This is a genomic window from Cedecea neteri, assembly GCF_000758325.1.
Lineage (GTDB): Bacteria > Pseudomonadota > Gammaproteobacteria > Enterobacterales > Enterobacteriaceae > Cedecea > Cedecea neteri_B.
On record NZ_CP009459.1, the window covers coordinates 1037189 to 1060980 of the forward strand.

Genomic DNA, 23792 nt, shown 5'->3' on the forward strand with positions numbered 1-23792 from the left:
GGCCTGCCTATACGCGGGCCTTCTCTTTCACCAGGAGGAGCCTTATGCCTCATTTGTTGGAAATGAAAAACATCACCAAATCCTTTGGGCCAGTAAAAGCCGTGGATAACGTGAGTCTGGCCCTGGACGCTGGAGAAGTGATGTCGCTGTGCGGTGAAAATGGCTCGGGCAAATCCACGCTGATGAAAGTGCTGTGCGGTATTTACCCTCACGGCAGCTATGAAGGTGAAATCTGGTTTGCCGGTGAACCGCTGCAGGCGAGTCATATTCGTGACACTGAGCGTAAAGGTATCGCCATCATTCATCAGGAACTGGCGCTGGTGAAGCACCTTACTGTGCTGGAAAACATCTTCCTCGGCGTAGAGATTACGCGCCACGGCTTGCTCGACTTCGATGCCATGACGTTACGCTGCCAGAAGCTGCTTGCTCAGGTAAACCTGACCCTCTCCCCGGAAACACGCGTAGGGGATTTGGGACTAGGGCAGCAGCAATTGGTTGAGATCGCGAAGGCGCTGAACAAGCAGGTGCGGTTGCTGATTCTGGACGAACCCACCGCCTCGCTCACCGAGCAGGAAACCGCCGTGCTGCTCGGGATTATTCGCGATCTCCAGTCGCACGGCATCGCCTGTATTTATATCTCCCACAAGCTCAATGAGGTAAAAGCCATTTCCGACACCATCTGCGTGATTCGCGACGGGCAGCCCATCGGCACCCGCGAAGCTAAGCAAATGAGCGAGGACGATATCATCACCATGATGGTTGGCCGGGAACTGACCGCGCTGTATCCCAGTGAACCGCACCAAACCGGCGATGAGATCCTGCGCGTCGAACACCTTACCGCATGGCATCCGGTCAACCGGCACATCAAGCGGGTCAACGATGCCTCTTTTTCTCTGCGAAAAGGGGAAATCCTGGGCATTGCCGGTTTGGTCGGGGCCGGAAGAACTGAGGCTGTTCAGTGTCTGTTTGGCGTCTGGCAGGGGCGCTGGGAAGGAAATATCTACATCGATGGGCAGCAGGTTCGTATCAATAACTGTCAGCAGGCTATCGCTCACGGCATCGCCATGGTGCCAGAAGACCGTAAGAAGGACGGTATCGTGCCGGTCATGGCCGTGGGGCAAAACATCACGCTTGCCGCATTAAGTCAGTTTTCGGGGGCCTTAAGCAGCCTGGATGAAGCACAAGAACAGCACTGCATGCTGCAGTCGCTGACACGCCTGAAAGTCAAAACGTCATCATCCAGCCTGGCGATTGGCCGCCTGAGCGGCGGGAACCAGCAAAAAGCAATTCTTGCCCGCTGCCTGTTGCTCAACCCGCGCATCCTGATACTCGATGAACCCACGCGAGGCATCGATATTGGCGCGAAATACGAGATCTACAAACTTATCAATCAACTGGTGCAGCAGGGGATCGCCGTCATTGTCATATCCTCTGAACTCCCCGAAGTGCTCGGCCTGAGCGATCGCGTACTGGTGATGCACGAAGGCCGCATTAAAGCCGATTTGATTAACCATAATCTGACCCAGGAAAAGGTCATGGAAGCCGCCCTGAGGAGTGACCCCCATGTCGAAAAGCAATTTGTCTGAAATGAAACTGACGGCACCAGGCCGCGCCTCCGTTGAGGCATTAAAATCTCTGAATTTGCAGGTTTTTGTCATGATTGCCGCCATCCTGGTGATCATGCTGTTCTTTACGTGGCAAACGGACGGCGCTTACCTGAGCGCCCGCAACGTCTCCAACCTGCTTCGGCAAACGGCCATTACCGGCATCCTCGCGGTAGGCATGGTGTTCGTCATTATTTCGGCTGAAATCGACCTCTCGGTTGGCTCAATGATGGGTCTTCTGGGCGGCGTAGCGGCCATTTTTGACGTCTGGCTCGGCTGGCCTCTGCCACTCACCATTGTCGTCACGCTGGCCCTGGGTCTGGTTCTCGGGGCATGGAACGGATGGTGGGTTGCCTATCGCAAAGTGCCGTCGTTTATCGTCACGCTGGCGGGCATGCTGGCGTTCCGCGGCATCCTGATAGGCATCACCAACGGCACCACCGTATCGCCTACCAGCGGAGCCATGTCGCAAATCGGGCAAAGCTACCTGTCAGACGGCATTGGCTTTACCGTTGGCGTTATCGGTTTGATGGGCTTTATTGCCTGGCAATGGCGGCTGCGCATGCGCCGTCAGGCTTTGGGCCTTACCGCGCCCGCGTCAGGTGGCGTTGTTGGCCGCCAGGCAATCACCGCGGTGATCGTGCTCGGCGCCATCTGGCTGCTGAACGACTATCGTGGCGTCCCTACGCCGGTACTTATCCTCGCTCTGCTGCTGCTCGCCGGGATGTTTATGGCCACCCGAACCGCGTTTGGCCGCCGAATTTACGCCATCGGCGGCAATATCGATGCTGCACGCCTTTCGGGAATCAACGTCGAACGTACCAAACTCGCCGTGTTTGCGATTAACGGCCTGATGGTGGCGATTGCCGGGTTGATTCTTAGCTCGCGCCTCGGGGCCGGCTCACCTTCCGCAGGGAATATCGCCGAACTGGATGCCATTGCCGCCTGCGTCATCGGTGGAACCAGCCTGGCGGGCGGTATCGGTAGCGTTGCCGGTGCGGTGATGGGGGCATTCATTATGGCTTCGCTCGACAACGGCATGAGCATGATGGACGTCCCGACCTTCTGGCAGTACATCGTGAAAGGCGCCATTTTGCTGCTCGCGGTGTGGATGGATTCTGCGACAAAACGACGGGCGTAATAGGCCTGAGGCAAAACGTGCAAACGATCACAATGCCGGGGTGGCGTTCCCCGGCTCGCTCGCGGCTGTGGTATTCAGACATCAGGTTAGCTACGGGAAACTATCGGCATGTTTGAGAAACGTCATCGCATCACGCTGTTATTCAACGCCAATAAAGTCTATGACCGTCAGGTGGTCGAAGGCGTGGGGGAATATTTGCAGGCCTCTCAGTCAGAATGGGATATTTTTATCGAAGAGGATTTCCGCGCCCGTATCGATAATATCAAAGAGTGGCTGGGCGACGGCGTGATTGCCGATTTTGACGATCGGGAGATTGAACACTTACTGGAAGGCGCCGAAGTCCCGATTGTCGGCGTCGGTGGCTCCTACCACACGCCGGAGCACTATCCCGCAGTGCATTACATCGCGACCGACAACCACGCGCTGGTGGAAAGCGCCTTCCTGCACCTGAAAGAGAAAGGCGTTCAGCGTTTTGCGTTTTATGGCTTGCCCGGCTCGAGCGGCAAACGCTGGGCCGCCGAGCGAGAGCACGCTTTTCGTCAACTGGTTGCGAAGGAAAAGTACCGGGGCGTGGTTTACCAGGGCATAGAAACGGCACCAGAAAACTGGCAGCACGCCCAGAACCGCCTTGCGGACTGGGTACAAACGCTGCCGCCGCAAACCGGCATTATTGCGGTCACAGACGCCCGCGCCCGCCACCTGCTGCAGGTTTGCGAGCACCTGCATATCCCCGTCCCGGAAAAGCTTTGCGTGATCGGCATCGATAACGAGGAGCTGACCCGCTATTTATCGCGGGTTGCGCTCTCGTCAGTGGCACAGGGTACGCGTCAGATGGGCTATCAGGCCGCCAAATTGCTGCATCGCCTGCTGGACAGAGAAATCCTGCCTCTGCAGCGCGTGCTTGTGCCGCCGGTGAGGGTTGTGGAACGCCGCTCTACGGATTATCGCTCGCTGCACGACCCGGCGGTAATTCAGGCGATGCACTACATCCGCAATCACGCCTGCAAGGGAATTAAAGTCGAGCAAGTGCTGGATGCGGTCGGCATCTCGCGTTCGAACCTGGAGAAGCGTTTTAAAGAGGAGGTCGGCGAGACGATTCACGCGGTGATCCACGCCGAAAAACTGGAAAAAGCGCGCAGCCTGCTTATTTCAACATCCTTATCTATCAATGAAATATCACAGGTGTGCGGCTACCCATCTTTGCAATATTTCTATTCGGTATTTAAAAAAGAGTATGACGCCACGCCTAAAGAGCACCGCGATCGCTTTAGCGAAATTTTAGTTTAAAGCTCTACTCTAGATAATTCGAGTTGCAGGACAAAAAGGCTTTCAGGTCTTTTTGAACGGCGTTTACGCTGACCCCGTAGGGGCGAGGCTCCGCTGAGTAACGCGGCAAGGCCGTGAATCCTCAGGAGCATAGCTAACTATGTGACTGAGGTGAGCGGGTGCAGCTAACGCATCTGCGGCTTGAAGTATGACGAGTATATAAATAACAATGCCCTCCGAAGAGGGCATTGTTTATTTCATTCAGACAATGAAAATTAATTAGGCAACATTAAACGCTGGTTGCTCTGATACATCGCGAACAGGAAGTTATTATAGCTTGAGCCTTTCGCTGAATACCCTTTCAGCTTGTGAATCATATTATTAGCCGTCACTTCCTGATCCGCTTTGCGCAGCTTGGCGCGCTCTTTACGGAACGAAGAATAGGCCGGATGGGTATTCAAGTTTGCTACGTAAGCATTCACGCCTTCATTCACAGAGCCATAATGCAGGTAGCCTTTCACTTTACCCGGCTCGCTGTTGCAATGGCGCTTGGTGCACTTCATGCCAAACAGGTTGTTGTTGCTGCGGGCAAGTTTAGATGTGCCCCAGCCGCTTTCCGCCGCGGCCATTGTCGCCACCATATTGGTAGGGATGATATCGACTTTTTCCAGCAGGCTGTTCCACGGCACGCGGTTGGTATTGCCGCGCCACGCCACCTTGTAGCGCTGGGTGATTTCTTTCAGACGTGCACGCTCAGTCGGCGACCAGCGCTTTTCGTACTGCTTTGAAATCAACCAGTTACGGTCGGCAGTTATCGCTGCATTTTGGCGGGTAATATATGGCATGACCGTCCGGAGAAACGCTTTTTTCCTTGGTGTCCCGGAAGGGTATTTTCGCAAATCAGGAAGCGAACCATTTTCACTATTGCGAGAATACTCTTTTTTACTACTTGCCAGTTTACTGCTTACCGCTTTCTTGCTGCTTACTTTCGTTATATGGGCCTTGCTGTGCGATTTAGGCTCATGTTTACTGGCGAGCGCGTGACTTGAAAAGCCCACGGTCAGCAACATGAGTATCGCGGCCCCGAATCGTCGGAATGGGGGTGATATCATTAGCTCTCCTGGTCGGATCGATCGTTTCCAGTGCCTTATTTTTAAAAAGGTTTTAGAAAAATAGAGGCGAATTATATCAAAATTAACCGCTCAGAGCACGTTTAGAAATAGTACTATTCCGAAACAATGTCACCTATGAACTTCTTATGGTGATAAAAAGTATTGTAAAATTCGGGGCTTAATCACACTTCGCGGCACAGCAAAAAAATGCACTGCGGAGGATGATTCCCGCGTTTAGAGAGTGAGATTATTGGTTATATTTTTAAGGTGGCGGCGGCAATAGCCTGGCGGCGAAACGACCGGGGTTAAGGCGCTCAAATAACATTTGATACAGGAAAACTGGCAACATGAGCCTGGTGCAGAACCTGATAAAAAAAGCCTTTGCGACGGCGAACGCCAACGAAGCCGCAAGCTTCCTTGCCAGCGCATGCAACCGCATGAAAGCGCATAACAAAGAGCAAATTCAGGCCGAGGTTAGCGCGGCATTAGTTAACGTTAATCTTGTTCGCATCAGTGAAAAACCGCCGCAAACCAAAACGGTTTACCAGGACTCGCCAGAAACCCTCCGTCGCCTGAAAGAGGCTGAGTCACTCTCCAGTAGCCTGCTTGCCCAGCTACGAGAAGCCCAGCAGCGCTCCGCTCAGGGCGACACCGTAGAAACGACCTCACGCCTGCAACGATATGAAAAACAGGTCACAGAGCTCCAGAAAGCGCTGAATATCAGCCAGGAAATGCACCTGAAAGAATCCGCCCTGGTGCGCAGCGTGATGCAGCGGGAAATCGACGAGCTGAAAAGCCTGCTGAACCGCCAGAAAGAGTCCGGCTCCGGGCTGTTGGAGACCCATCAGCGGGAAAAAACCGAGCTGCATCAGCGCCTGGAAGCCGCCGACGAACTGATCAAAACCCAGCAGGAAGCGCGCCACAAAGCAGAGGCGGAAGTGGCACTCCTGAATGAAAAACTCGAGAATCTGCGCGCCGATAACCATTACAGCTTTGAGCAGTGTGAAACCCTGAACGCCAGGCTCACCAAAACAATCGATGAGCTGCTCGCCACCCGCAACACGCTGAGCGCCCACTTCGGCCACTGGTTAACGAACAAATAAAAACGTTAACGCCGTCACTCACCCCGGCGGCTACACCCTGCAAAACGCACGGGCAGGATGAGCGAATATTCCCTGGGGAATGGCAAACTGCGCAATAAATCCTCACGGGATGATGCGTATGAAACGACTTTCTCTCTGCCTGTTGTTCACGCCCTGCCTTGCCTACGCGGGCTGGAACGCGCCTGGGCTTTCTCCTTTTCAGGCCACAAATCCAGGCCTGTTTACCAGCGCAACACACCTTGATAAAAGCACCCGTCCCCTCAGGCTGACGCAGGATAATCAATGCTGGCAGCCCTCAGAGGCCATCAAGCTTAATCAGGTCCTGTCCCTGACGCCTTGCGCCGGAGATACCCCGACGTGGCGGGTTTTCCGCGCCGGAGAGTACCTGGCACAAATAGATACCCGCAGCGGAACGCCCACGCTGATGCTGAGCCTTCAGCCGGAGGCCAGCAGTCAGCCCCCACAAGCGGTGGCGCAGTGCCCGAAATGGGATGGAAAGCCGCTCAGAGTCGATGTCAGCAGCACTTTTGCTGAAGGGTCGATGGTGCGGGATTTCTACAGCGGGAATACGGTACAGGTTCAACAAGGCCACATCACGCTGATGCCCGTGGCCGGAAGCGGCGGTTTATTGCTGTTGGAGTCCGCCGCCGTGGAGAAACCAGCCCCGTTTAGCTGGCAGAATGCGACCGTCTATTTCGTTCTCACCGACCGTTTTGAAAACGGCAACCCGGCGAACGACCACAGCTATGGCCGCCACAACGACGGCATGCAGGAGATTGGCACCTTCCACGGCGGCGATCTCGCCGGGCTGACCAGTAAACTGGATTACCTGCAGCAGCTTGGCGTTAACGCACTCTGGATAAGCTCCCCATTGGAGCAAATTCACGGCTGGGTGGGCGGCGGCACCAAAGGCGATTTCCCGCACTACGCCTACCACGGCTATTACACCCAGGACTGGACGAAACTTGATGCCAACATGGGCAACGAAGCCGATCTCCGTCGACTGGTGGACGAAGCCCACAAGCGCGGGATCCGCATTCTGTTTGACGTCGTGATGAATCACACCGGATACGCGACGCTCGCCGACATGCAGGAGTACCAGTTTGGCGCTCTTTATCTCAAAGGTGATGAACTTAAAAAAACCCTCGGCGAACGCTGGACTGACTGGAAGCCAGCGCCGGGCCAAAGCTGGCACAGCTTTAACGATTACATCAATTTCAGCGACAAGGCCGCGTGGGATAAGTGGTGGGGCAAAGCCTGGATCAGAACGGATATTGGCGATTACGACAACCCTGGCTTTGACGACTTAACCATGTCCCTCGCCTTCCTGCCTGATTTGAAAACCGAAGCGACCACTCCAGCAGAATTACCGGTGTTTTACAGCCACAAGCCGGATACCGCCGCAAAGGCGATACCGGGCTACACGGTTCGCGATTACCTGACTCACTGGCTAAGTCAGTGGGTGCGTGACTACGGCATTGATGGCTTCAGGGTCGATACGGCAAAACACGTCGAAAAAACGGCATGGCAGCAATTAAAAACGCAGTCCAGCGCGGCATTGGCCGAATGGAAGCAGGCCAATCCGGACAAAAAAATCGACGATGCGCCGTTCTGGATGACGGGCGAAGCCTGGGGACACGGCGTGATGAAAAGCGATTACTACGCCAGCGGCTTCGACGCGATGATCAACTTCGACTATCAAGAGCAGGCGGCCAAAGCGGTGGACTGCCTGGCAACGATTGACCCGACCTGGCAGCAAATGTCTGACAAACTTCAGCAATTCAACGTGCTGAGCTATATCTCCTCCCACGATACCCGCCTGTTCCGGGAAGGCGGACAAAAAGCGGCGGAGCTGTTGCTGCTCACGCCAGGCGCGGTGCAAATCTTCTACGGGGATGAAACCCAAAGGCCGTTTGGCCCCACGGGCTCTGACCCGCTACAGGGAACTCGCTCGGACATGAACTGGCAGGATGCCACCGGTAAACAGGCCGCAACGCTTGTCCACTGGCAGAAGCTGAGCCAGTTCCGCGCCCGCCACCAGGCCATCGGCGCAGGAAAACAAACCACCTTGAGCATGAAGCAGGGCTATGCCTTTAGCCGGGTTAGCGGAGATGACAAGGTGATGGTGGTGTGGGCGGGCAATCCGTAGGCGTTAAAGCCCCTCACCCCGGCCCTCTCCCCAGAGGGGCGAGGGAGAAAACAAGCTGCGGGAGGCTGGATTTATTCCCTCTCCCTTGAGGGTGAGGGTTAGGGTGAGGGGAATAGCGCCACATCCATGAAAAGAGCTCCTGGCTTCAACACATCCTGCTGCACAGCACAAATCACACAGCATATTCGCCAACAGTGACTATGCTTACCGGGTTTGCACGGCGTTATTTGTAGCGCTATGGTTAGCCTCTTTTCAAAAGTATTCAGCAGACCCACGTTATGACGTTTTCACTTTTCGGCGATAAATTCACCCGCCATGCAGGCATCACCCGCCTGATGGAGGATCTCAACGACGGCCTGCGCACACCAGGCGCCATCATGCTTGGCGGCGGCAACCCTGCGCAGATCCCGGCGATGAACGACTATTTCCAGCAGCTGCTTTCCGAGATGCTGGCCAGCGGTAAACTGACCGACACGCTATGCAACTACGACGGTCCGCAGGGGAAAAGTGAACTGCTAAAATTGCTTGCCGGTATGCTGCGCGATGAACTGGGTTGGGACATCGAACCACAGAATATTGCACTGACAAACGGCAGTCAGAGCGCGTTTTTCTACTTGTTTAACCTTTTCGCCGGACGTCATGCGGATGGCCGCACCAAAAAGGTGCTTTTCCCGCTGGCGCCGGAGTACATTGGCTACGCGGATGCCGGGCTGGAAGAAGATCTGTTTGTCTCTACCCGTCCGAACATCGAACTGCTGCCGGAAGGCCAGTTTAAGTACCACGTTGACTTCGAGCACCTGCATATCGGCGAAGATACCGGCATGATCTGCGTCTCGCGCCCGACGAACCCGACCGGCAACGTAATCACCGACGAAGAGCTGATGAAGCTGGACGCGCTGGCGAACCAGCACGGCATTCCGCTGGTGATCGATAACGCCTACGGCGTGCCGTTCCCTGGCATCATCTTTAGCGAAGCCCGCCCGCTGTGGAACCCGAACATCATCCTGTGCATGAGCCTGTCCAAACTCGGCCTGCCGGGCAGCCGCTGTGGGATCATTATCGCTAACGAGAAAATCATCTCCGCTATCAGCAACATGAACGGCATTATCAGCCTGGCTCCGGGCGGCATTGGCCCGGCCATGGCCTGCGAAATGATTAAGCGGAACGATCTGCTGCGCCTGTCTGAAACGGTTATCAAGCCGTTCTACTACCAGCGCGTGCATGAGACTATCGCCGTGATCCGCCGTTATCTGTCGCCGGAACGCTGCCTGATCCACAAGCCTGAAGGCGCTATCTTCCTGTGGCTGTGGTTTAAAGACCTGCCGATCACCACCGAGCTGCTGTACCAGCGCCTGAAAAAGCGCGGCGTACTGATGGTGCCGGGCGATTACTTCTTCCCGGGGCTGGACAAGCCGTGGCCGCACACGCACCAGTGCATGCGTATGAACTATGTCCCGGAGCCGGAAAAGATCGAAGCGGGGGTGAAAATCCTGGCCGAAGAGATTGAACGAGCCTGGGCGGAAGCCGAGTAACAATAGAAAACGGGGCTTAATGCCCCGTTTTTTTATCTAACCACTAAAGCGTCGTAGCCTTTCCAGCGGTAGTTCAGCATCGAAATCCCCCAACAGGCGATAAACAGCCCGACCACAACAAATCCGGCATTGCCGAGGTTATCGTTGAGCGCGCCAACCCACTGCCAAATCCCGCCCTCAAGCTGGAATTTGTCTGCCAGCAGGCCCAGCGCTTCAAGCCCGCCGATAAACAGCGCCACCACCACAGAAGTGCCGGTAATCGTCATGTTGTAGTAAAGCTTGCGCTGCGGTTTGTTAAACGCCCAGCCATAAGCGCCCACCATAATCACGTTGTCGAGGGTATCCACCAGCGCCATGCCGCTGGCAAACAGCGCCGGGAACACCAGAATCGACCAGATGGACATGCCGCTGGAGGCGCTGGCGGCAGAAATGCCCAGCACGCCAATCTCGGTGGCGGTATCAAAGCCGAGGCCGAACAGGAAGCCGACCAGGTACATGTGCCAGCTTTTGCCGATCAGGCGGAAAACAGAGTTAAACAGCCAGCTCATCATGCCGCCGCCGGTCAGTTCCGTCACGTCTGCAGCCAGCGGTTCACCGCGTTTAAGCTGGCGGAAGTTGCGCCACACGCCACGCAGGATAACCAGGTTGACCAGCGCCATCGCCAGCAGGAAGCAGGCCGAAACGGCGGTGCCGATCACGCCGCCAACGTCATGGAACCAGTCCATTTTTTGCTGGAAAGCCGCAGCAGTAGCGGCAATGGCGACTGAAGCCAGAATCACAATGCTGGAGTGACCCAGCGAGAACCAGGCCCCGACGCCAAACGGGCGTTTACCCTGCTGCATCATTTTGCGGGTAACGTTATCAATCGCGGCGATATGGTCGGCGTCTACCGCGTGGCGCAGGCCGTAGCACCAGGCCAGCAGGCTGGCCGCCATCAGCGCCGAGCTGTGGTTAAACACCGCCAGCGCCCAGGCCCAGGCGGCAAAGTTAGCCGCCACTAAAACCGCCAGCAGCAGGCCAGCGCGCGGGTTGTCACGAAGAACACGCATTAACATCTTTTTTATCCTTGTGGTGATTCAAATAGCGGGCAGCGGCAACCACTGCCTGCCCCAGGGAAAGCGCTCCATCACCGGCCGGAAGCCGCGTCGGGAAGAGAGTTGTAAAATCGGAGAGGTAGAACGCCAGGCGTTCGCGCAGCAGGCGGTTGTGCAGCACGCCGCCGCAGCAGGCCACGGTGGTCACACCGGTAAGCAAGGCATGATGGCGAACCAGCGCTGAAAGGCCTTTCGCCAGCGCATCGTGAAACGCCCAGGCCCGCGCTCCGACATCCCCCTGCCAGCCAAACCATTGCCGCCAGAAGGCCGCCAGGTCGAGATGACCGTTCACCAACGGCAGAGTGACAGGGTGCGAGCAAGGGCCTGCGTCCAGCGCCAGGGCTTCAAGGCGACAGGCGGCTTCGCCTTCATAGCTTTGTTGGTAAGGCGCGCAGTTGAGCGCGGCGGCAACGGCATCAAACAGCCGCCCGCAGGATGAGGCTAATGGAGCATTAACTCCGCGAGCTATCGCTTTCGCCAGAGGTCGCCATGCCTGCGCCCGCACAGCTTCTGTTTCGGGATAACTCTGCCAGCCGGGCACAAAAGCCTCGCACTGGGCGAGCAGGTTACGCCACGGTTGCACGGCGGCCAGGTCTCCCCCCGGCAACGCCACGGCGGGTAGCCCGCCGAGAGAGACACAGCACCGGTAATTCACCAGCAGGCATTCGCCGCCCCAAAGCTTGCCGGCTTCACCATAGCCAATGCCGTCCAGCGCAAGAGCAATCACATTGCCGCCGTTCAGCGGCCAGCCATGTTCGGCCAGGCAGGCCGCCGCGTGGGCGTGGTGATGCAGCACTTCGGTAACCGGCAGCGTCATGTCACGCCCCACCTGCGCGCTGCGGTAGCAAGGATGTGCGTCGAGCGCGACATGCTCTGCTTTAAAGCCGTAGATCTCGCTCATCAGCGCCAGCGAGCTTTGCCATTGGGCCTCCACGCCCTCCTGGGCCAGATCGCCCAAATGCTGACTGAGCACCGCCTGCCCGCCGCGAACCAGGCAGAAGGTATTTTTGAGATCGCCTCCCAGCGCCAGAATCGGCGGCAGGTCTTTAAAGCCAGCGGGCAAAGGAAACGCATCCGGCACAAAGCCTCGCGCACGGCGCAACATCTCGCCGCTGGCTCGCATCACCGAGTCGTCCATGCGCTGAAGAATGTCGCGGTTATGCAGCAGAAAACCGTCGGCAATGCCGTTCAAATCCTGAAGCGCCTGAGCATTGTCGATGGCCGGTGGCCTACCGTTGAGATTTCCGGAGGTCATCACCAGCGGGCCGCCGAAGTCCTGAGCCAGCAAATGCTGGAGCGGGTTAGCGGGCAACATTACGCCGGTTTCATTTCGCCCCGGCGCCACGGCAGCGCTCAGCTCAGGCAGAAAATCACTCGCCACCAGCACCACCGGTGCTGCAGGCGTTGAAAGCAGCGCCACGGCTTGCTCGGGCAACCCTTCGGTCATAGCAATCATCACCGCCAGCGGTTTGGCGGGTCGCTGTTTACGCGCCCGGAGGCGTTCAACGGCGGTATTGTTACGGGCATCTACGGCAAGGTGAAAACCACCCAGACCTTTAACCGCCACGATTTTTCCCTCACGCAGCGCGGCCACGGCCTGGACGATCGCCTGCTCGCCGTCCAGTCGCTGCGCGCCCCGCTGCCAGTAGATCTGCGGCCCGCAGTCCGGGCAGGCGACCGGCTGAGCGTGAAAACGCCTGTCCATCGGGTTGCGATACTCTTCATCGCAGGTGGCACAGAGCTGAAACGCCGCCATCACCGTGGACGGGCGGTCATAAGGCATCGCCCGGATGATGGTGAAGCGCGGCCCACAGTGGGTGCAGTTGATAAACGGGTAGCGGTAGCGGCGGTCGGTCGGATCGTTAAGCTCGCGCAGGCATTCCGGGCAGGTGGCGGCATCCGGCACGATTTGGGTGTCCATCGCGCCATGGCCGCTGTGGCGAATGCTAAAGTCCTGGGGCAAAACGTCCCAGACTATGGACTCTTGCGCCACGCTATCGATCCGCGCCAGCGGCGGGCAATGTTCGTATAGCTCGCTCAGGAATGCTTCCGGGCTGGCCGCCAGGCGAACAACAACGCCTTCGCCATCGTTGCAGACATCGCCCACCAGCTTCAGCCGCTGCGCGATTTGCCAGACAAAGGGGCGGAAGCCGACGCCCTGGACTTTACCACGAATGCGGAGTTCGGTGCCCCTCACCCTAGCCCTCTCCCCAGAGGGGAGAGGGGACAAATCGAGTTCAGACTCCACGATTCCTCCATCCGGGGTAAGGGTAAAAATCACGCTTCCACCGCCTCGCGCAGCCGCGCTTTCATGCTGTTATAGGTCGTTTGCGCATAATTCTCCGCCCACGCCTGATCCTCAATCGCCCCTACTTTCACCGCGCAATATTTGGTTTCCGGCGTTTTGGAGATCGGGTCGAGATTGTCCTGCGTCAGCTCGTTACAGGCGCCAATCCACCATTGATAAGTCATGTAGACGGAGCCTTTGTTGATGCGCTCGTTCACGTCCGCGCGGCTGATAACCTTGCCGCGACGCGAACTTACCCAAACCAGTTGCCGATCTTTAATGCCTAGCGCGTCCGCATCCAGCGGGTTGATTTGCACAAAGCCGGGTTCATCGGCGAGGGTTTGCAGCGCCGCGCAGTTGCCGGTCATTGAGCGGCAAGAGTAGTGCCCGACTTCGCGGACGGTGCAAAGCACCAGCGGATAGCTGTCGTCAGGCACTTCGGCGGGCGCGCGCCAGGCGGCGGCAAACAGCTGGCCTTTGCCGCTTGGCGTGTCGAATTTGCTGTCTTTGTAGAGATATGGCGTGCCGGGGTGATCCAGCGTCGGGCAAGGCCACTGCACGTGCCCCATATCGCCCATTTTTTCGTAGGTGACGCCGTAAAACAGCGGGCACAGCTCGCGCAGCTCATCCCAGATTTGCTGGTTGTTTTCGTAGTGCATCGGGTAGCCCATCGCCGTCGAGAGCAGGCTGATGATTTCCCAGTCGCGCTTCACGTTGTATTTCGGCTCGATGGCTTTCTCGAAACGCTGGAAGCCCCGGTCGGCGCAGGTAAAGACACCGCCGTGCTCACCCCAGGACGTGGCGGGCAGCAACACATCAGCGACTTCGGCGGTTTTGGTCATGAAGATGTCCTGCACCACCACCAAGTCGAGCGCTTCAAATCCTTTACGCACCAGGCCCAGGTCCGCTTCGGTCTGGAGCGGATCTTCCCCCATGATGTAGTAGGCTTTAACTTTGCCCTCTATCGCCAGGTGCGGTACTTCGGTAATACGCACGCCAACTTTGTCATCCATCACCGCCGGGTCGATGCCCCAGGCTTTAGCAAACTTCGCGCGTACTTCAGGATCAACCACATCCTGGTAGCCGGGGAACTGGTTAGGCAGCACGCCCATATCGCAGGCCCCCTGCACGTTGTTCTGCCCGCGCACCGGGCCAACGCCGACGTTTTCACGGCCCAGGTTACCGGTGAGCAGCGCCAGGCTGGACAGCCCTTTGACCACGTCCACCGCCTGGCCGAACTGAGTCACGCCCATGCCCCACATGATGGTGGCGGAAGGCGCTGCAGCGAAGGTACGCATTGCCTGGCGAACCTGCTGAGCCGGAACGCCGGTTAAATGCTCGACATCCTCCGGCGCGTAGCCCTTCACGGTTTCGCGGTAGGCCTCAAGCCCTTCGGCATATTTGGCGACGTACTCTTTGTCGTACAGCTGCTCTTCCAGCAGGACATAGCCAAAGGCATTCACCAGCGCCATGTTGCAACCGTTTTTGATTTGCAGATGCTGGTCGGCAATGCGGGCGGTTTCAATACGGCGCGGGTCGCAGACGATAATTTTCGCGCCGTTGCTTTTGGCTTTAATCACCCGGCGAGCCACGATAGGGTGCGAATCGGCGCAGTTGTAGCCCACCACCAGCAGGCATTTTGAGTTTTCGATATCGCCGATGGAGTTGCTCATCGCCCCGTTACCCAGCGTTGCCTGCAGCCCTGCAACTGAAGGGCCGTGGCACACGCGGGCGCAACAGTCGACGTTGTTGGTGTTCAGCACCGCACGGGCGAATTTCTGCATCACAAAGTTGGTTTCGTTCCCCGTTCCGCGCGAGGAACCGGTGGTCATAATGGCGCGGGGTCCGAACTGCTCTTTAATCGCCTTCAGGCGCGCAGCGGTATAGCTAATCGCCTCTTCCCAGCTTACCGGCTGCAGCTTGCCGCCCTTCTCGTAGCGGATCATCGGCTGCGTCAGGCGAGGGGTCAGCAGTTTGGTGTCGTTAAGAAAATCCCAGCCGTAGTAGCCTTTCAGGCAGAGTTCGTTTTGGTTAGTCACGCCCCCGGCCGCTTCGGCGCGAATAATTTTGTTGTTCTCAACGACCAGTTTCAGTTTGCAGCCGGCCCCGCAGTAAGGGCAGACGCTGGTAATTTTTTTCATCAGTAACAGACCTGTTAAAAGTTGAAATGCAAAGGGATTAGAAAGTCAGCGCCGCAGGGGCATCTAACGCGGCGCGGCGACGTTTTTCCGCGCTCATTTGTTCCAGCCGGTTACGGTCCACGCACAGGATGGCGTTGGTCGGGCAGGCTTCCAGGCAGGCGGGGCCAGCCTCACGGTGGTAGCAAAGGTCACATTTGTTGGCCTCGGCTTTTTCCGCCATCACGTTCAGCCCGGCCCCGCTATTGCGGATCACCGGCCGCACGACGACCTCCATCGCGCCATAAGGGCAGGCAACGACGCAGGTTTTGCAGCCGATGCAGCGTTCCTGCATGACGTGAACAAAGCCCTGGTCCCGGCTGATGGCGCCGTTAGGGCAGACGTTCGCGCAGGGCGCGTCCTCGCACTGGCGGCACATGGTAGCGGTCGAAACATTCACGCCTTTGATGACGTGAATACGCGGCAAGAAGGTTTGTGGGGTCAGCGCCGAACAGTCCTGGTTCTCCTGGTGAGAGACCACGCACGCCACCTCACAAGTGCGGCAACCGATGCATTTGCTCGAATCGGCAATGATGAAGCGGTTCATCATGAACTCCTGCAATAAGTGTGTTATTGCGAGGGGTTATTCATAAAGCGTGCCAGGTTTTCAGGCCGCGTGGTTAGCGGGTTTGACGAGAGGTAAGAGGGATATTCGACACTTTTGACGATGTCATTTTGGTAACAGTAGTCATTAATGACCCTCACCCCAACCCTCTCCCTGGAAGGGAGAGGGGGAAAAGAATTGGGCTCTTTCTCCCATGTAAGTGGGGGAGCCGTTCTGATCCCCTCTCCCCCACGGGGAGAGGGTTAGGGTGAGGGGAAAGACTAAAAAGACGTTTCGCTCTCTGAAATCATGAGGGGCTCATACCCGCCAAAACCCGTCCACGTCGCCAGCCGCTGATAAACCTGCTCCACCGCCGCTTTCACCGCCTCCGTCATCGGGTAGTAAAAGCCAACGATATCCGGCTGAATGCCGAGGAATACCACTTCGCCCACGTCCTCTTTTAGCTGATCGACCAGATAATTAAGCGGCATGTTGTGGGTAGTCATCATAAACATCTCGGCGATGTCATCCGGGTCAATGACGCGGATCTCACCGGGGTTGAGCATCATGTCGGTGGCATCCACGATCAGCAGCAGCTCCGGGCGGAGTTCGCGGATAGCAACCACGTCGTTTTCCGGCGCGCTGCCGCCGTCGATCACCACCCAGTCACCCTGCGGAGAAGCCTGACACTTCTCGGCCAGCAGCGGGCCAGCCCCGTCGTCGCCCATCATGCTGTTGCCTACGCAAAGCAGTACCTTAGTCATAGCGTCTCCTTACCATCAGGTAGATGGCGGGTTCTTGTTGAATAGCCTGCAGCATGTCGAGCAGCGCCTGGCTCCAGGCCTGCTGTTCCGGCGTCTGCGTCGGCTTAGCGGCATCCAGCGCCCGCGCCAGCATCACCACATGATTCTGGTCGATCACGATTTCGCCGTAGCGCGGCACGCCGTTCATTTTGTGCCGGGCCTCGCCGTCAGCCTCAAGCGTGGCGATCCACGCCTGATAGGCTTCCAGCGGGCAAACCAGGCTCTCTTTCAGGCAGTCGATTACCCCCAAATGGTGGCCAATCGCCAGGCTGTAGTAGACCACCTGCTGAGCTTCAGCCGGGGTGTTGTCGTTCTCATCGACAAACTTGCGGCTGAGCTGACAGAACACCACCGACTCGCTCATTACACGCGCTCCTGATGAACCAGTTGCTCAAGGTTAGTGACGATTTCCGTCAGGCGTGGGTCGTTTTCCGCGCTCAGCCACTGCTGAACAGCGTCGCCCCCGGTCGTCAGGTTAGTCATGTAGCTGTCGGCAATCTGGCGGCCATAGCGGTAACCGGCGAGGCGGCGAGCAGCGCGGTCAATGCGCACGCGCAGCGGCTGAACCATATCCGGATGGAGGATTTTTGCAGGCTCAACGTCCAGCTCACTTGCCGGGCGGGCGTGGATTTTTTGTTCCAGCAGGCCAAGCGCCATCGCGAAGCCGTACAGCGTGGCGGCAGGCGTGGGTGGACAACCGGGGATGTACACATCGACCGGCACGATTTTGTCGGTCCCGCCCCAGACGCAGTAAAGGTCGTGGAAGATCCCGCCGCTGTTGCCGCAGGCCCCGTAGGAGATACAGATTTTAGGATCGGGAGCAGACTCCCAGGCGCGCAGCGCCGGGGAACGCATCGCGCGGGTTACCGCTCCGGTAAAAAGCAGAATATCGGCATGGCGAGGAGAAGGAACCACTTTGATCCCAAAGCGTTCTGCGTCGAAAAGTGGCGAAAGCGTAGCAAAAATCTCGATTTCGCAGCCGTTACAGCCGCCGCAATCCACACGGTAAACGTAGGCAGAGCGTTTGATGTTTTTCAGCAGCGATGCCTTCATGCTGGCGATAGATTCGTCCACCGTCATCGGCACCGGAATGCCGTTGTGGTCGCGCGGCCCCAGTAGGTTACTCATTAGCTGGCCTCTCTCATCTGACGGCTAAAGTCGATCCGGTCGGACGACACCAGGCTTTGCTGGCGCTTGCAGTCCGGGCAGGTTTCAAATGCTGTACGGCGCCTTTCCGCGCGGGAATCGCCGTTGTGCTCAAGCAGCGCAATGGCGTAGTCGATCTCTTTTTGCACGGCGAACGGGCGGCCACATTCGCGGCAGTTGCACAACGGGAAGCTGGCCTGCTGCAGGAAGTCGGCTTTATTCCACACCGCCAGCTCGTACTGCTGTGAGAGTTTGATGGCGGCCGTCGGGCAAACCTCTTCGCAGCGCCCACAGAAGATGCAGCGCCCGAGGTTAAAGCTCCACTGCAGTTGCCCGGCGGCAAGATCGGTCTCAACGCTCAGGGCATTGGACGGGCAGGCGTTCACGCAGGCCGCACAGCCGATGCATTGCTGCGGGTTGTGCTCGGGCTTGCCGCGAAAATTAGGGTCGACGGCAATGGGCTGGAGCGGGTAAGACTCGGTTGCCACGCCGCCCTTGATGGCTTTTTTGATGAAGTTAAACATGTGTTTTCCTTGTTTGCCTGGCCTGAAAACAACCCCTCACCCTAACCCTCTCCCCTGAGAGGCGAGGGGACAGTTCGAGTGCGATTCCATCTACGCCCATAAGAGGCAAGAGACAGATCGAAGCCGGTTTTCCCCCTCTCCCTTCCAGGGAGAGGGCCGGGGTGAGGGTCAGTCACCGACCAGGCATCAAAATCATTTCAGCGGCGAATTCGTGCGCTCAATGCTATAGCGCTCCAGCTCTTTGTACGGCACCACCTGGCTTTTCTTCTTGCGCACGTCCACCACCGTCATGCGGTCGGTGCAGGAATAGCAAGGATCAAGGCTGCCGATAATCAGCGGCGCGTCAGATACCGTGTTGCCGCGCAGCATATAGCGCAGGGTTGGCCAGTTGGCGTACGTCGCCGCACGGCAGCGCCAGCGGTACAGCTTCTGGTTGTCCCCGGTCATGCTCCAGTGAATGTCGTCCCCGCGCGGAGCCTCTGAGAAGCCCAGGGCAAAGCGGTTTGGAATGTAGGTAAAACCTTCCACGGCGAGCGAGCCGCCCGGCAGGTTATCCAGACCGAAATCAATCATGTTCAGTGCGGTAAAGACTTCATTGATGCGCACTTTCAGGCGGGAAAGCACGTCGCAGCCGTCGAGGCTATGTACTTCCATCGGCAGCAGGCCGTAACCGACAAACGGGTGATCGGCGCGGGTATCGCGGGCATGGCCGCTGGCGCGAACCATTGGGCCGACGTTGCTAAAATCACGGGCGATTTGCGGGTCGAGGCGGCCAATGCCGACGGTACGCTGTTCGATGTTCGGCGTGCTCAGCAGAATATCCACCAGATCTTGCACTTCCCGGCGCATCTGCTGGGCAAGCTGGCGGGTCTGGATCATGTCGTCTTTCAGCAGGTCGCGGCGGATGCCGCCGATCAGGTTCAGGCCGTAGGTTTTCCGCGCCCCGGTCAGGATCTCCGCCATCTTCATCGACATTTCACGCACGCGGAAGAACTGCATAAAACCGGAGTCGAAGCCGACAAAGTGGCAGGCCAGGCCGAGGTTCAGCAGGTGGCTATGCAGACGCTCAACCTCCAGCAGAATGGCGCGAATCATCTGCGCGCGCTCCGGCACCACAATTCCCATCGCGTTTTCCACCGAGGTTGTATAGGCGGTGCTGTGGGCAAAGCCGCAGATGCCGCACACGCGATCGGACAGGAAGGTAACTTCGTTGTAGCCCATGCGGGTTTCCGCCAGCTTTTCCATGCCGCGATGGACGTAGAACAGTCGGTAGTCGGCGTCGATAATGTTTTCGCCATCGACGAACAGGCGGAAGTGGCCGGGTTCATCAGAAGTGACGTGCAGCGGGCCAATCGGCACCACGTTGTTCTTTTTCGTCCCCAGTTCATTGATGAACTCGTAGGTCTCTTTGTCGGTGGTCGGTGCCGGACGCTGGCGGTAATCCATGCTGTCTTTACGCAGCGGATAGAGATCGTCCGGCCAGTCATCCGGCAGCACCAGACGGCGCTCATCGGGCAGGCCAACCGGCTGCAGGCCGTACATATCGCGAACTTCACGTTCGCCCCAAACGGCGGCAGGTACGCGAGGCGTGACGGACGGGAACTCCGGCTTGTCGGCGTCCACTTCCACACGCACGGTGATCCAGCACTTCACCCCGCTTTCCATCGACAGGACGTAATACACCGCGTAGCTGCCGCACAGCTGGCGCTCATCGTTACCAAACAGCACCGAAAGCCAGCCGCCCTGCTGGTAGTAAAGCCACTCCACCACCTCCGGCAGCATATTGAGCTTCACGGTGACGGTGATTTGGTCTTTGGTCTGCCAGGCTTCGTCGATCACCGCATTCGGGAATTGCTGATGCAGCGCGGCGAGATAGTGTTGACCAATTTTTTCTTCAGACATCGATAGGTTCTCTTAAATCACGCCGCCAGCAAGGAGACGAAGGCTAAAAAGGCAAAGCCAAAACCGGCCCAGGTAATGCGCGAGGTTTCCAGCATCCGCAGGCGTGCCATGCTGTTTTCGAACAGCGCGATAATCAGCACGCCCGCCACCAGCTTCACAACGGCCAGCACCAGGGCGAGAACAAGCCCGCCCCAGCTAAAGGCGCTCATTTGCCCCCAGGGCAGGAACACACCAACAAACATTTGCAGCACAACCAGTTGCTTAAGGGAAATGCCCCACTTCAGTACCGCAAAGCCCGCGCCGCTGTATTCGGACAACGGCCCTTCCTGCAGCTCTTGCTCGGCTTCGGCGAGGTCAAACGGCAGCTTGCCCATTTCGATGAAGGTCGCAAAAGCGCAGGCCGCGAAGGCCAGGATCAGCGTCAGGCTTTCCGCCGTCGGCCAGGCGTGAATAGCCCCGGCGATATTGCTGATGTGCGTGCTGCCGGCCACCTGTGCGGCCACCCACAGGCCAAGCAGTAGAATCGGCTCAACCAGCACACCCAACATCGCTTCACGGCTGGCACCAATCCCGGTGAACGGGCTGCCGGTGTCCAGCCCGGCGATGGCAAAGAAGAAGCGGGCGATGGCGAACAGGTAAATTAAGGTGATCAGGTCGCCTAATGACGGCAGCGGCGAGGCAATCGTCACCACCGGCAGCGCGGTGGCGATGGTGAGCATCACGCCCACCATCACGAACGGCATCAGGCGGAAAACCCAGCCAGAGGCGGCGGGGGCCACGCTCTGGCGACCCAGCAACTTGAACAAATCCCGGTATTCCTGCAGCACGCCGGGGCCACGGCGGTTATGCAGTCGGGCGCGCGTCACGCGGGTAATCCCGGCCAGCAGCGGCGCGGCAAAAAACAGCGCCAGCGCCTGGATAAGAGCAAATAAAAACGTAGTCATATGAGTTCCTCAGGCAACCATCGCCACCAGTAAGACCGCCAGCTCAACCATCGCCAGACGGCGGAACGTGCCGGACAGGCACTCGCACTGCCAGCCTGGGATCCACTTCACCGGGTTCAGGGTTTGGCGCAGCTTAAGCAAAGGCGCAAACGCCGCTTTGACCGGCTGGGCAAAGCCCGTGGCGGTGATCACCATCGCCTGTTCGTGGTCGTAGCCGCAGACCCAGGCCGAGCCGCGAGAGCGGTTTGGTAAACGGTCGCCGCGGAAAACGATCATCAAAATTAACGGCAGCAGCGGAGAGGCGATCAGCAGCAGCGTGATCATCGGCTGAGACACAGCGGTATGCGCCGGTTGCAGAGGCAACGGCACGGCGTGCTGAAGCAAAGGCAGAAGCCACGGGGCAGCCACACCCGCCGCCACACAGCACGCAGCAAGCAGAGCGACTGAGGCATTCATTAGCCACGGCGCAGGGGTCGCGTTTTCCGCTTCCTGAGTACGTGGAGCACCCAGGAAAGTGACGCCATAGACTTTCGCCATGCACATCACCGCCAGCGCACCGGTGATTGCCAGCCCCACGGCCAGCAGCGGCCCAATAAAGCGGCCCACAAACAGCGGCAGGCTGCCGAGGCGGAAGAAGGACTGATAGATGACCCACTCCCCGGCAAAGCCGTTCAGCGGCGGCAGCGCGGCCATCGCCATCAGCCCGACCAGCATCGCCAGCGAGATAACCGGCATGCGTTTGCCGATCCCGCCCAGCTTCTCGATATCCCGATGACCGGTGCGGAACCACACCGCACCTGCGCCGAGGAACAGCGTGGTTTTAAACAGGCTGTGGTTGAACAGGTGATAAAGGCCGCCGGTCATGCCCAGCGCCACCAGCACCGGCTCATGCAGTGCGATACCGAGCAGGCCGCAGCCCAGGCCCAGCAAAATAATACCGATGTTCTCAAGGGAGTGATAAGCCAGCAGCCGGTTGATGTTGTGCTCCATCAGCGCGTAAAGCCCGCCGATAAACGCGGTGATCATGCCGACCACCACCACCAGCACGCCCCACCACAGCGGCAGCGTATTACTGATGAGCGAGAAGCTCATGATGCCGTAGAGGCCAATCTTCAACACCACGGCGGAGAACAAGGCGGCGGCTGGTGCGGAGGCATTCGCATGCGCCTGCGGCACCCAGCCGTGCAGCGGGATAATCCCGGCCAGCAATCCAAAGCCGAGTAGCGCAAGGATCAGTACCGGGGCTGGCAGCGGCGCACCGTCGAGGAGATGACGCAGATCGCCATAGCCCAGCGTGCCGTAGCGCTGCCACAGCAGCCAGCAGGCAATCGCTAAAAGCACTGTGCCCAGACGACCAAGGGCAAACCACAGCTGCCCGGACTTCTGACAGCCGGTGAGGAAATAACCCGCCAGGGAGATAATTTCTGCCATCGCCACCAGCGTGACAAAGTTGTCGGCCACCAGCGCCGCAACGCTTGCCGCCAGGATTAAGTTAATCAGCAGGCCGTTGGCTTTTACCGCCGGATGGCGATGCCAGGCGCAGTTATAAACTGAGATAAACAGGCCGCTTAACGCCACCGTCACCAGCCAGACACCGTTAAAGGCGTTGAGCTGCAGGTGCCAGTGCCAGATTTGCGCATCGCCGCTGAAGCCCAGCAGCGCCTGCACGCCCGCAATCAACAAGATCACGGCGCTAATTGCGCCGCCAATGCCGCCGATAAAGCCGCTAACGGGCTTTGAAAATGCCAGAACGCCGGCTAACACCGCGCTGATGACAAATCCCAAAAGCGCCCAGTGAATCAGTAAAAATGCATTCATTTTCTCGCCTCTGGCTGGGTAAACAGGGTCAGGTCGCCGAGCGTCGCGCCAAGCGTCAGTTCACGTTTGCGCTTGCTGGCCTGGGCGATGTCTTTGGTGTCGATCAGCCGCAGCGCCTTGGTCGGGCAGGTGCGAACGCAGGCCGGGCCGCTTTCGTCGAAGCTGCACAGGTCGCATTTCACGGCGATGGCGCGAACGCCGGGAACCCAGTCCAGCAGCGGGCTGACGCGAGCCGGAGCCGGAGGCGCAGGTGGCGCTTTCGGGCTGTTCACGTTGGCGGGAATATGCAGCGGGCGGCTACCGGAAAATTCAATGGCGCCGAACGGGCAGGCGATGCCGCAAAGTTTGCAGCTTACGCACAGGCTTTCATTCAGCTGCACGGCGCCGTCCACGCGGGTTATCGCATTGACCGGGCAAACCCCGGCGCAGGGGGCGTCTTCACAGTGGTGGCACATCTGCGGCGCAGATTCATTCAGGTTGCGCATGACTTTCAGGCGCGGCATGGACTGCAGGCCGTGCAGGCGGTGCGTCTCGGCGCAGGCCGCTTCACAGGTATGGCAGCCCATACACAATTTTGAGTCAGCGATTACAAAACGGTTCACCAGTTCTTCCTCAGGTGACAATCGTCATTTTTGACGAAAACATG

19 protein-coding genes are annotated in these 23792 nt (G+C 58.2%); 6 read left to right on the forward strand and 13 right to left on the reverse strand.

Annotated features, from left to right (window positions below; all coding sequences use genetic code 11):
• The first annotated feature begins 44 nt into the window (after nt 1-44).
• The 3 genes from LH86_RS04900 to xylR all read left to right on the forward strand — a co-directional run bounded on the left by LH86_RS04900 (nt 45) and on the right by xylR (nt 4032).
• A complete protein-coding gene (locus LH86_RS04900; RefSeq protein ID WP_039298916.1) occupies nt 45-1586 on the forward strand; it encodes a xylose ABC transporter ATP-binding protein in 1542 nt (513 codons plus the stop codon).
• Nucleotides 1564-2745, forward strand: coding sequence for a xylose ABC transporter permease XylH (gene xylH / locus LH86_RS04905; protein ID WP_039298919.1), 1182 nt, complete (start codon nt 1564-1566; stop codon nt 2743-2745). The genes LH86_RS04900 and xylH overlap by 23 nt, the downstream gene beginning before the upstream one ends.
• A 108-nt stretch (nt 2746-2853) precedes the next feature.
• Entirely contained in the window at nt 2854-4032 is a 1179-nt protein-coding gene (xylR, locus tag LH86_RS04910) for a D-xylose utilization transcriptional activator XylR (RefSeq protein WP_039298923.1), read from the forward strand.
• 254 nt (nt 4033-4286) lie between these two features.
• Here xylR and LH86_RS04915 read toward each other — a convergent pair whose 3' ends face one another.
• Nucleotides 4287-5123 carry a protein bax gene (locus tag LH86_RS04915; protein ID WP_008457665.1) on the reverse strand — a complete coding sequence of 279 codons (837 nt, stop codon included), beginning with the start codon at nt 5121-5123 and terminating at the stop codon, nt 4287-4289.
• Nucleotides 5124-5470: 347 nt separating this feature from the next.
• Here LH86_RS04915 and LH86_RS04920 point away from each other — a divergent pair, with 347 nt between their 5' ends.
• From LH86_RS04920 to avtA, 3 genes are all read left to right on the forward strand, one after another.
• Complete coding sequence (locus LH86_RS04920; protein WP_039298925.1) at nt 5471-6226, forward strand: hypothetical protein; 756 nt, start codon at nt 5471-5473, stop codon at nt 6224-6226.
• Nucleotides 6227-6344: 118 nt separating this feature from the next.
• Nucleotides 6345-8375, forward strand: coding sequence for an alpha-amylase (locus LH86_RS04925; protein WP_039305934.1), 2031 nt, complete (start codon nt 6345-6347; stop codon nt 8373-8375).
• 278 nt (nt 8376-8653) lie between these two features.
• The gene (avtA, locus tag LH86_RS04930; protein ID WP_039298928.1) at nt 8654-9907 is read left to right on the forward strand and encodes a valine--pyruvate transaminase; all 1254 of its coding nucleotides are present in this window, start codon (nt 8654-8656) and stop codon (nt 9905-9907) included.
• Nucleotides 9908-9939: 32 nt separating this feature from the next.
• Here avtA and LH86_RS04935 read toward each other — a convergent pair whose 3' ends face one another.
• The 12 genes from LH86_RS04935 to LH86_RS04990 form a co-directional block, all read right to left on the reverse strand.
• Nucleotides 9940-10962: a HoxN/HupN/NixA family nickel/cobalt transporter gene (locus LH86_RS04935; protein WP_039298930.1), complete on the reverse strand. Its 1023-nt coding sequence runs from the start codon at nt 10960-10962 to the stop codon at nt 9940-9942.
• Entirely contained in the window at nt 10940-13198 is a 2259-nt protein-coding gene (hypF, locus tag LH86_RS04940) for a carbamoyltransferase HypF (protein WP_039298933.1), read from the reverse strand. Before hypF ends, LH86_RS04935 begins: the two co-directional genes overlap by 23 nt.
• A gap of 80 nt (nt 13199-13278) precedes the next feature.
• Complete coding sequence (fdhF, locus tag LH86_RS04945; protein ID WP_039298936.1) at nt 13279-15429, reverse strand: formate dehydrogenase subunit alpha; 2151 nt, start codon at nt 15427-15429, stop codon at nt 13279-13281.
• Nucleotides 15430-15466: 37 nt separating this feature from the next.
• Nucleotides 15467-16012 (reverse strand): electron transport protein HydN, encoded by a 546-nt coding sequence (gene hydN / locus LH86_RS04950; RefSeq protein ID WP_008457677.1) that lies wholly within the window; start codon nt 16010-16012, stop codon nt 15467-15469.
• Between the two features lie 278 nt (nt 16013-16290).
• Nucleotides 16291-16773, reverse strand: a complete 483-nt coding sequence (gene hycI, locus LH86_RS04955; protein WP_039298940.1) for a hydrogenase maturation peptidase HycI — start codon at nt 16771-16773, stop codon at nt 16291-16293.
• Nucleotides 16766-17176, reverse strand: a complete 411-nt coding sequence (locus LH86_RS04960) for a formate hydrogenlyase maturation HycH family protein (RefSeq protein ID WP_039298943.1) — start codon at nt 17174-17176, stop codon at nt 16766-16768. Before LH86_RS04960 ends, hycI begins: the two co-directional genes overlap by 8 nt.
• Nucleotides 17176-17940, reverse strand: a complete 765-nt coding sequence (locus tag LH86_RS04965; protein ID WP_008457680.1) for an NADH-quinone oxidoreductase subunit B family protein — start codon at nt 17938-17940, stop codon at nt 17176-17178. The genes LH86_RS04960 and LH86_RS04965 overlap by 1 nt, the downstream gene beginning before the upstream one ends.
• On the reverse strand, nt 17940-18482 hold the full coding sequence (locus tag LH86_RS04970; protein WP_039298946.1) for a formate hydrogenlyase complex iron-sulfur subunit: 543 nt from the start codon (nt 18480-18482) through the stop codon (nt 17940-17942). The genes LH86_RS04965 and LH86_RS04970 overlap by 1 nt, the downstream gene beginning before the upstream one ends.
• A 192-nt stretch (nt 18483-18674) precedes the next feature.
• Complete coding sequence (locus tag LH86_RS04975) at nt 18675-20384, reverse strand: NADH-quinone oxidoreductase subunit C (RefSeq protein WP_039298950.1); 1710 nt, start codon at nt 20382-20384, stop codon at nt 18675-18677.
• A gap of 17 nt (nt 20385-20401) precedes the next feature.
• Nucleotides 20402-21328 carry a respiratory chain complex I subunit 1 family protein gene (locus tag LH86_RS04980; protein ID WP_039298953.1) on the reverse strand — a complete coding sequence of 309 codons (927 nt, stop codon included), beginning with the start codon at nt 21326-21328 and terminating at the stop codon, nt 20402-20404.
• Between the two features lie 9 nt (nt 21329-21337).
• Nucleotides 21338-23146, reverse strand: coding sequence for a formate hydrogenlyase subunit 3 (gene hycC, locus LH86_RS04985; protein ID WP_039298956.1), 1809 nt, complete (start codon nt 23144-23146; stop codon nt 21338-21340).
• The gene (locus LH86_RS04990) at nt 23143-23748 is read right to left on the reverse strand and encodes a 4Fe-4S dicluster domain-containing protein (RefSeq protein ID WP_039298959.1); all 606 of its coding nucleotides are present in this window, start codon (nt 23746-23748) and stop codon (nt 23143-23145) included. Before LH86_RS04990 ends, hycC begins: the two co-directional genes overlap by 4 nt.
• Nucleotides 23749-23792: the final 44 nt, after the last annotated feature.

Excerpts from the sequence above, each read along its gene's own strand:
- avtA (WP_039298928.1), top strand. The coding sequence starts at position 8,654 with ATGACGTTTTCACTTTTCGGCGATAAATTCACCCGCCATGCAGGCATC.
- LH86_RS04970 (WP_039298946.1), bottom strand. The coding sequence starts at position 18,482 with ATGTTTAACTTCATCAAAAAAGCCATCAAGGGCGGCGTGGCAACCGAG.
- LH86_RS04965 (WP_008457680.1), bottom strand. The coding sequence starts at position 17,940 with ATGAGTAACCTACTGGGGCCGCGCGACCACAACGGCATTCCGGTGCCG.
- LH86_RS04980 (WP_039298953.1), bottom strand. The coding sequence starts at position 21,328 with ATGACTACGTTTTTATTTGCTCTTATCCAGGCGCTGGCGCTGTTTTTT.
- LH86_RS04900 (WP_039298916.1), top strand. The coding sequence starts at position 45 with ATGCCTCATTTGTTGGAAATGAAAAACATCACCAAATCCTTTGGGCCA.
- LH86_RS04920 (WP_039298925.1), top strand. The coding sequence starts at position 5,471 with ATGAGCCTGGTGCAGAACCTGATAAAAAAAGCCTTTGCGACGGCGAAC.
- LH86_RS04915 (WP_008457665.1), bottom strand. The coding sequence starts at position 5,123 with ATGATATCACCCCCATTCCGACGATTCGGGGCCGCGATACTCATGTTG.
- LH86_RS04925 (WP_039305934.1), top strand. The coding sequence starts at position 6,345 with ATGAAACGACTTTCTCTCTGCCTGTTGTTCACGCCCTGCCTTGCCTAC.
- hydN (WP_008457677.1), bottom strand. The coding sequence starts at position 16,012 with ATGAACCGCTTCATCATTGCCGATTCGAGCAAATGCATCGGTTGCCGC.
- xylH (WP_039298919.1), top strand. The coding sequence starts at position 1,564 with ATGTCGAAAAGCAATTTGTCTGAAATGAAACTGACGGCACCAGGCCGC.
- hycC (WP_039298956.1), bottom strand. The coding sequence starts at position 23,146 with ATGAATGCATTTTTACTGATTCACTGGGCGCTTTTGGGATTTGTCATC.
- xylR (WP_039298923.1), top strand. The coding sequence starts at position 2,854 with ATGTTTGAGAAACGTCATCGCATCACGCTGTTATTCAACGCCAATAAA.
- LH86_RS04935 (WP_039298930.1), bottom strand. The coding sequence starts at position 10,962 with ATGTTAATGCGTGTTCTTCGTGACAACCCGCGCGCTGGCCTGCTGCTG.
- hycI (WP_039298940.1), bottom strand. The coding sequence starts at position 16,773 with ATGACTAAGGTACTGCTTTGCGTAGGCAACAGCATGATGGGCGACGAC.
- LH86_RS04975 (WP_039298950.1), bottom strand. The coding sequence starts at position 20,384 with ATGTCTGAAGAAAAAATTGGTCAACACTATCTCGCCGCGCTGCATCAG.
- LH86_RS04960 (WP_039298943.1), bottom strand. The coding sequence starts at position 17,176 with ATGAGCGAGTCGGTGGTGTTCTGTCAGCTCAGCCGCAAGTTTGTCGAT.
- fdhF (WP_039298936.1), bottom strand. The coding sequence starts at position 15,429 with ATGAAAAAAATTACCAGCGTCTGCCCTTACTGCGGGGCCGGCTGCAAA.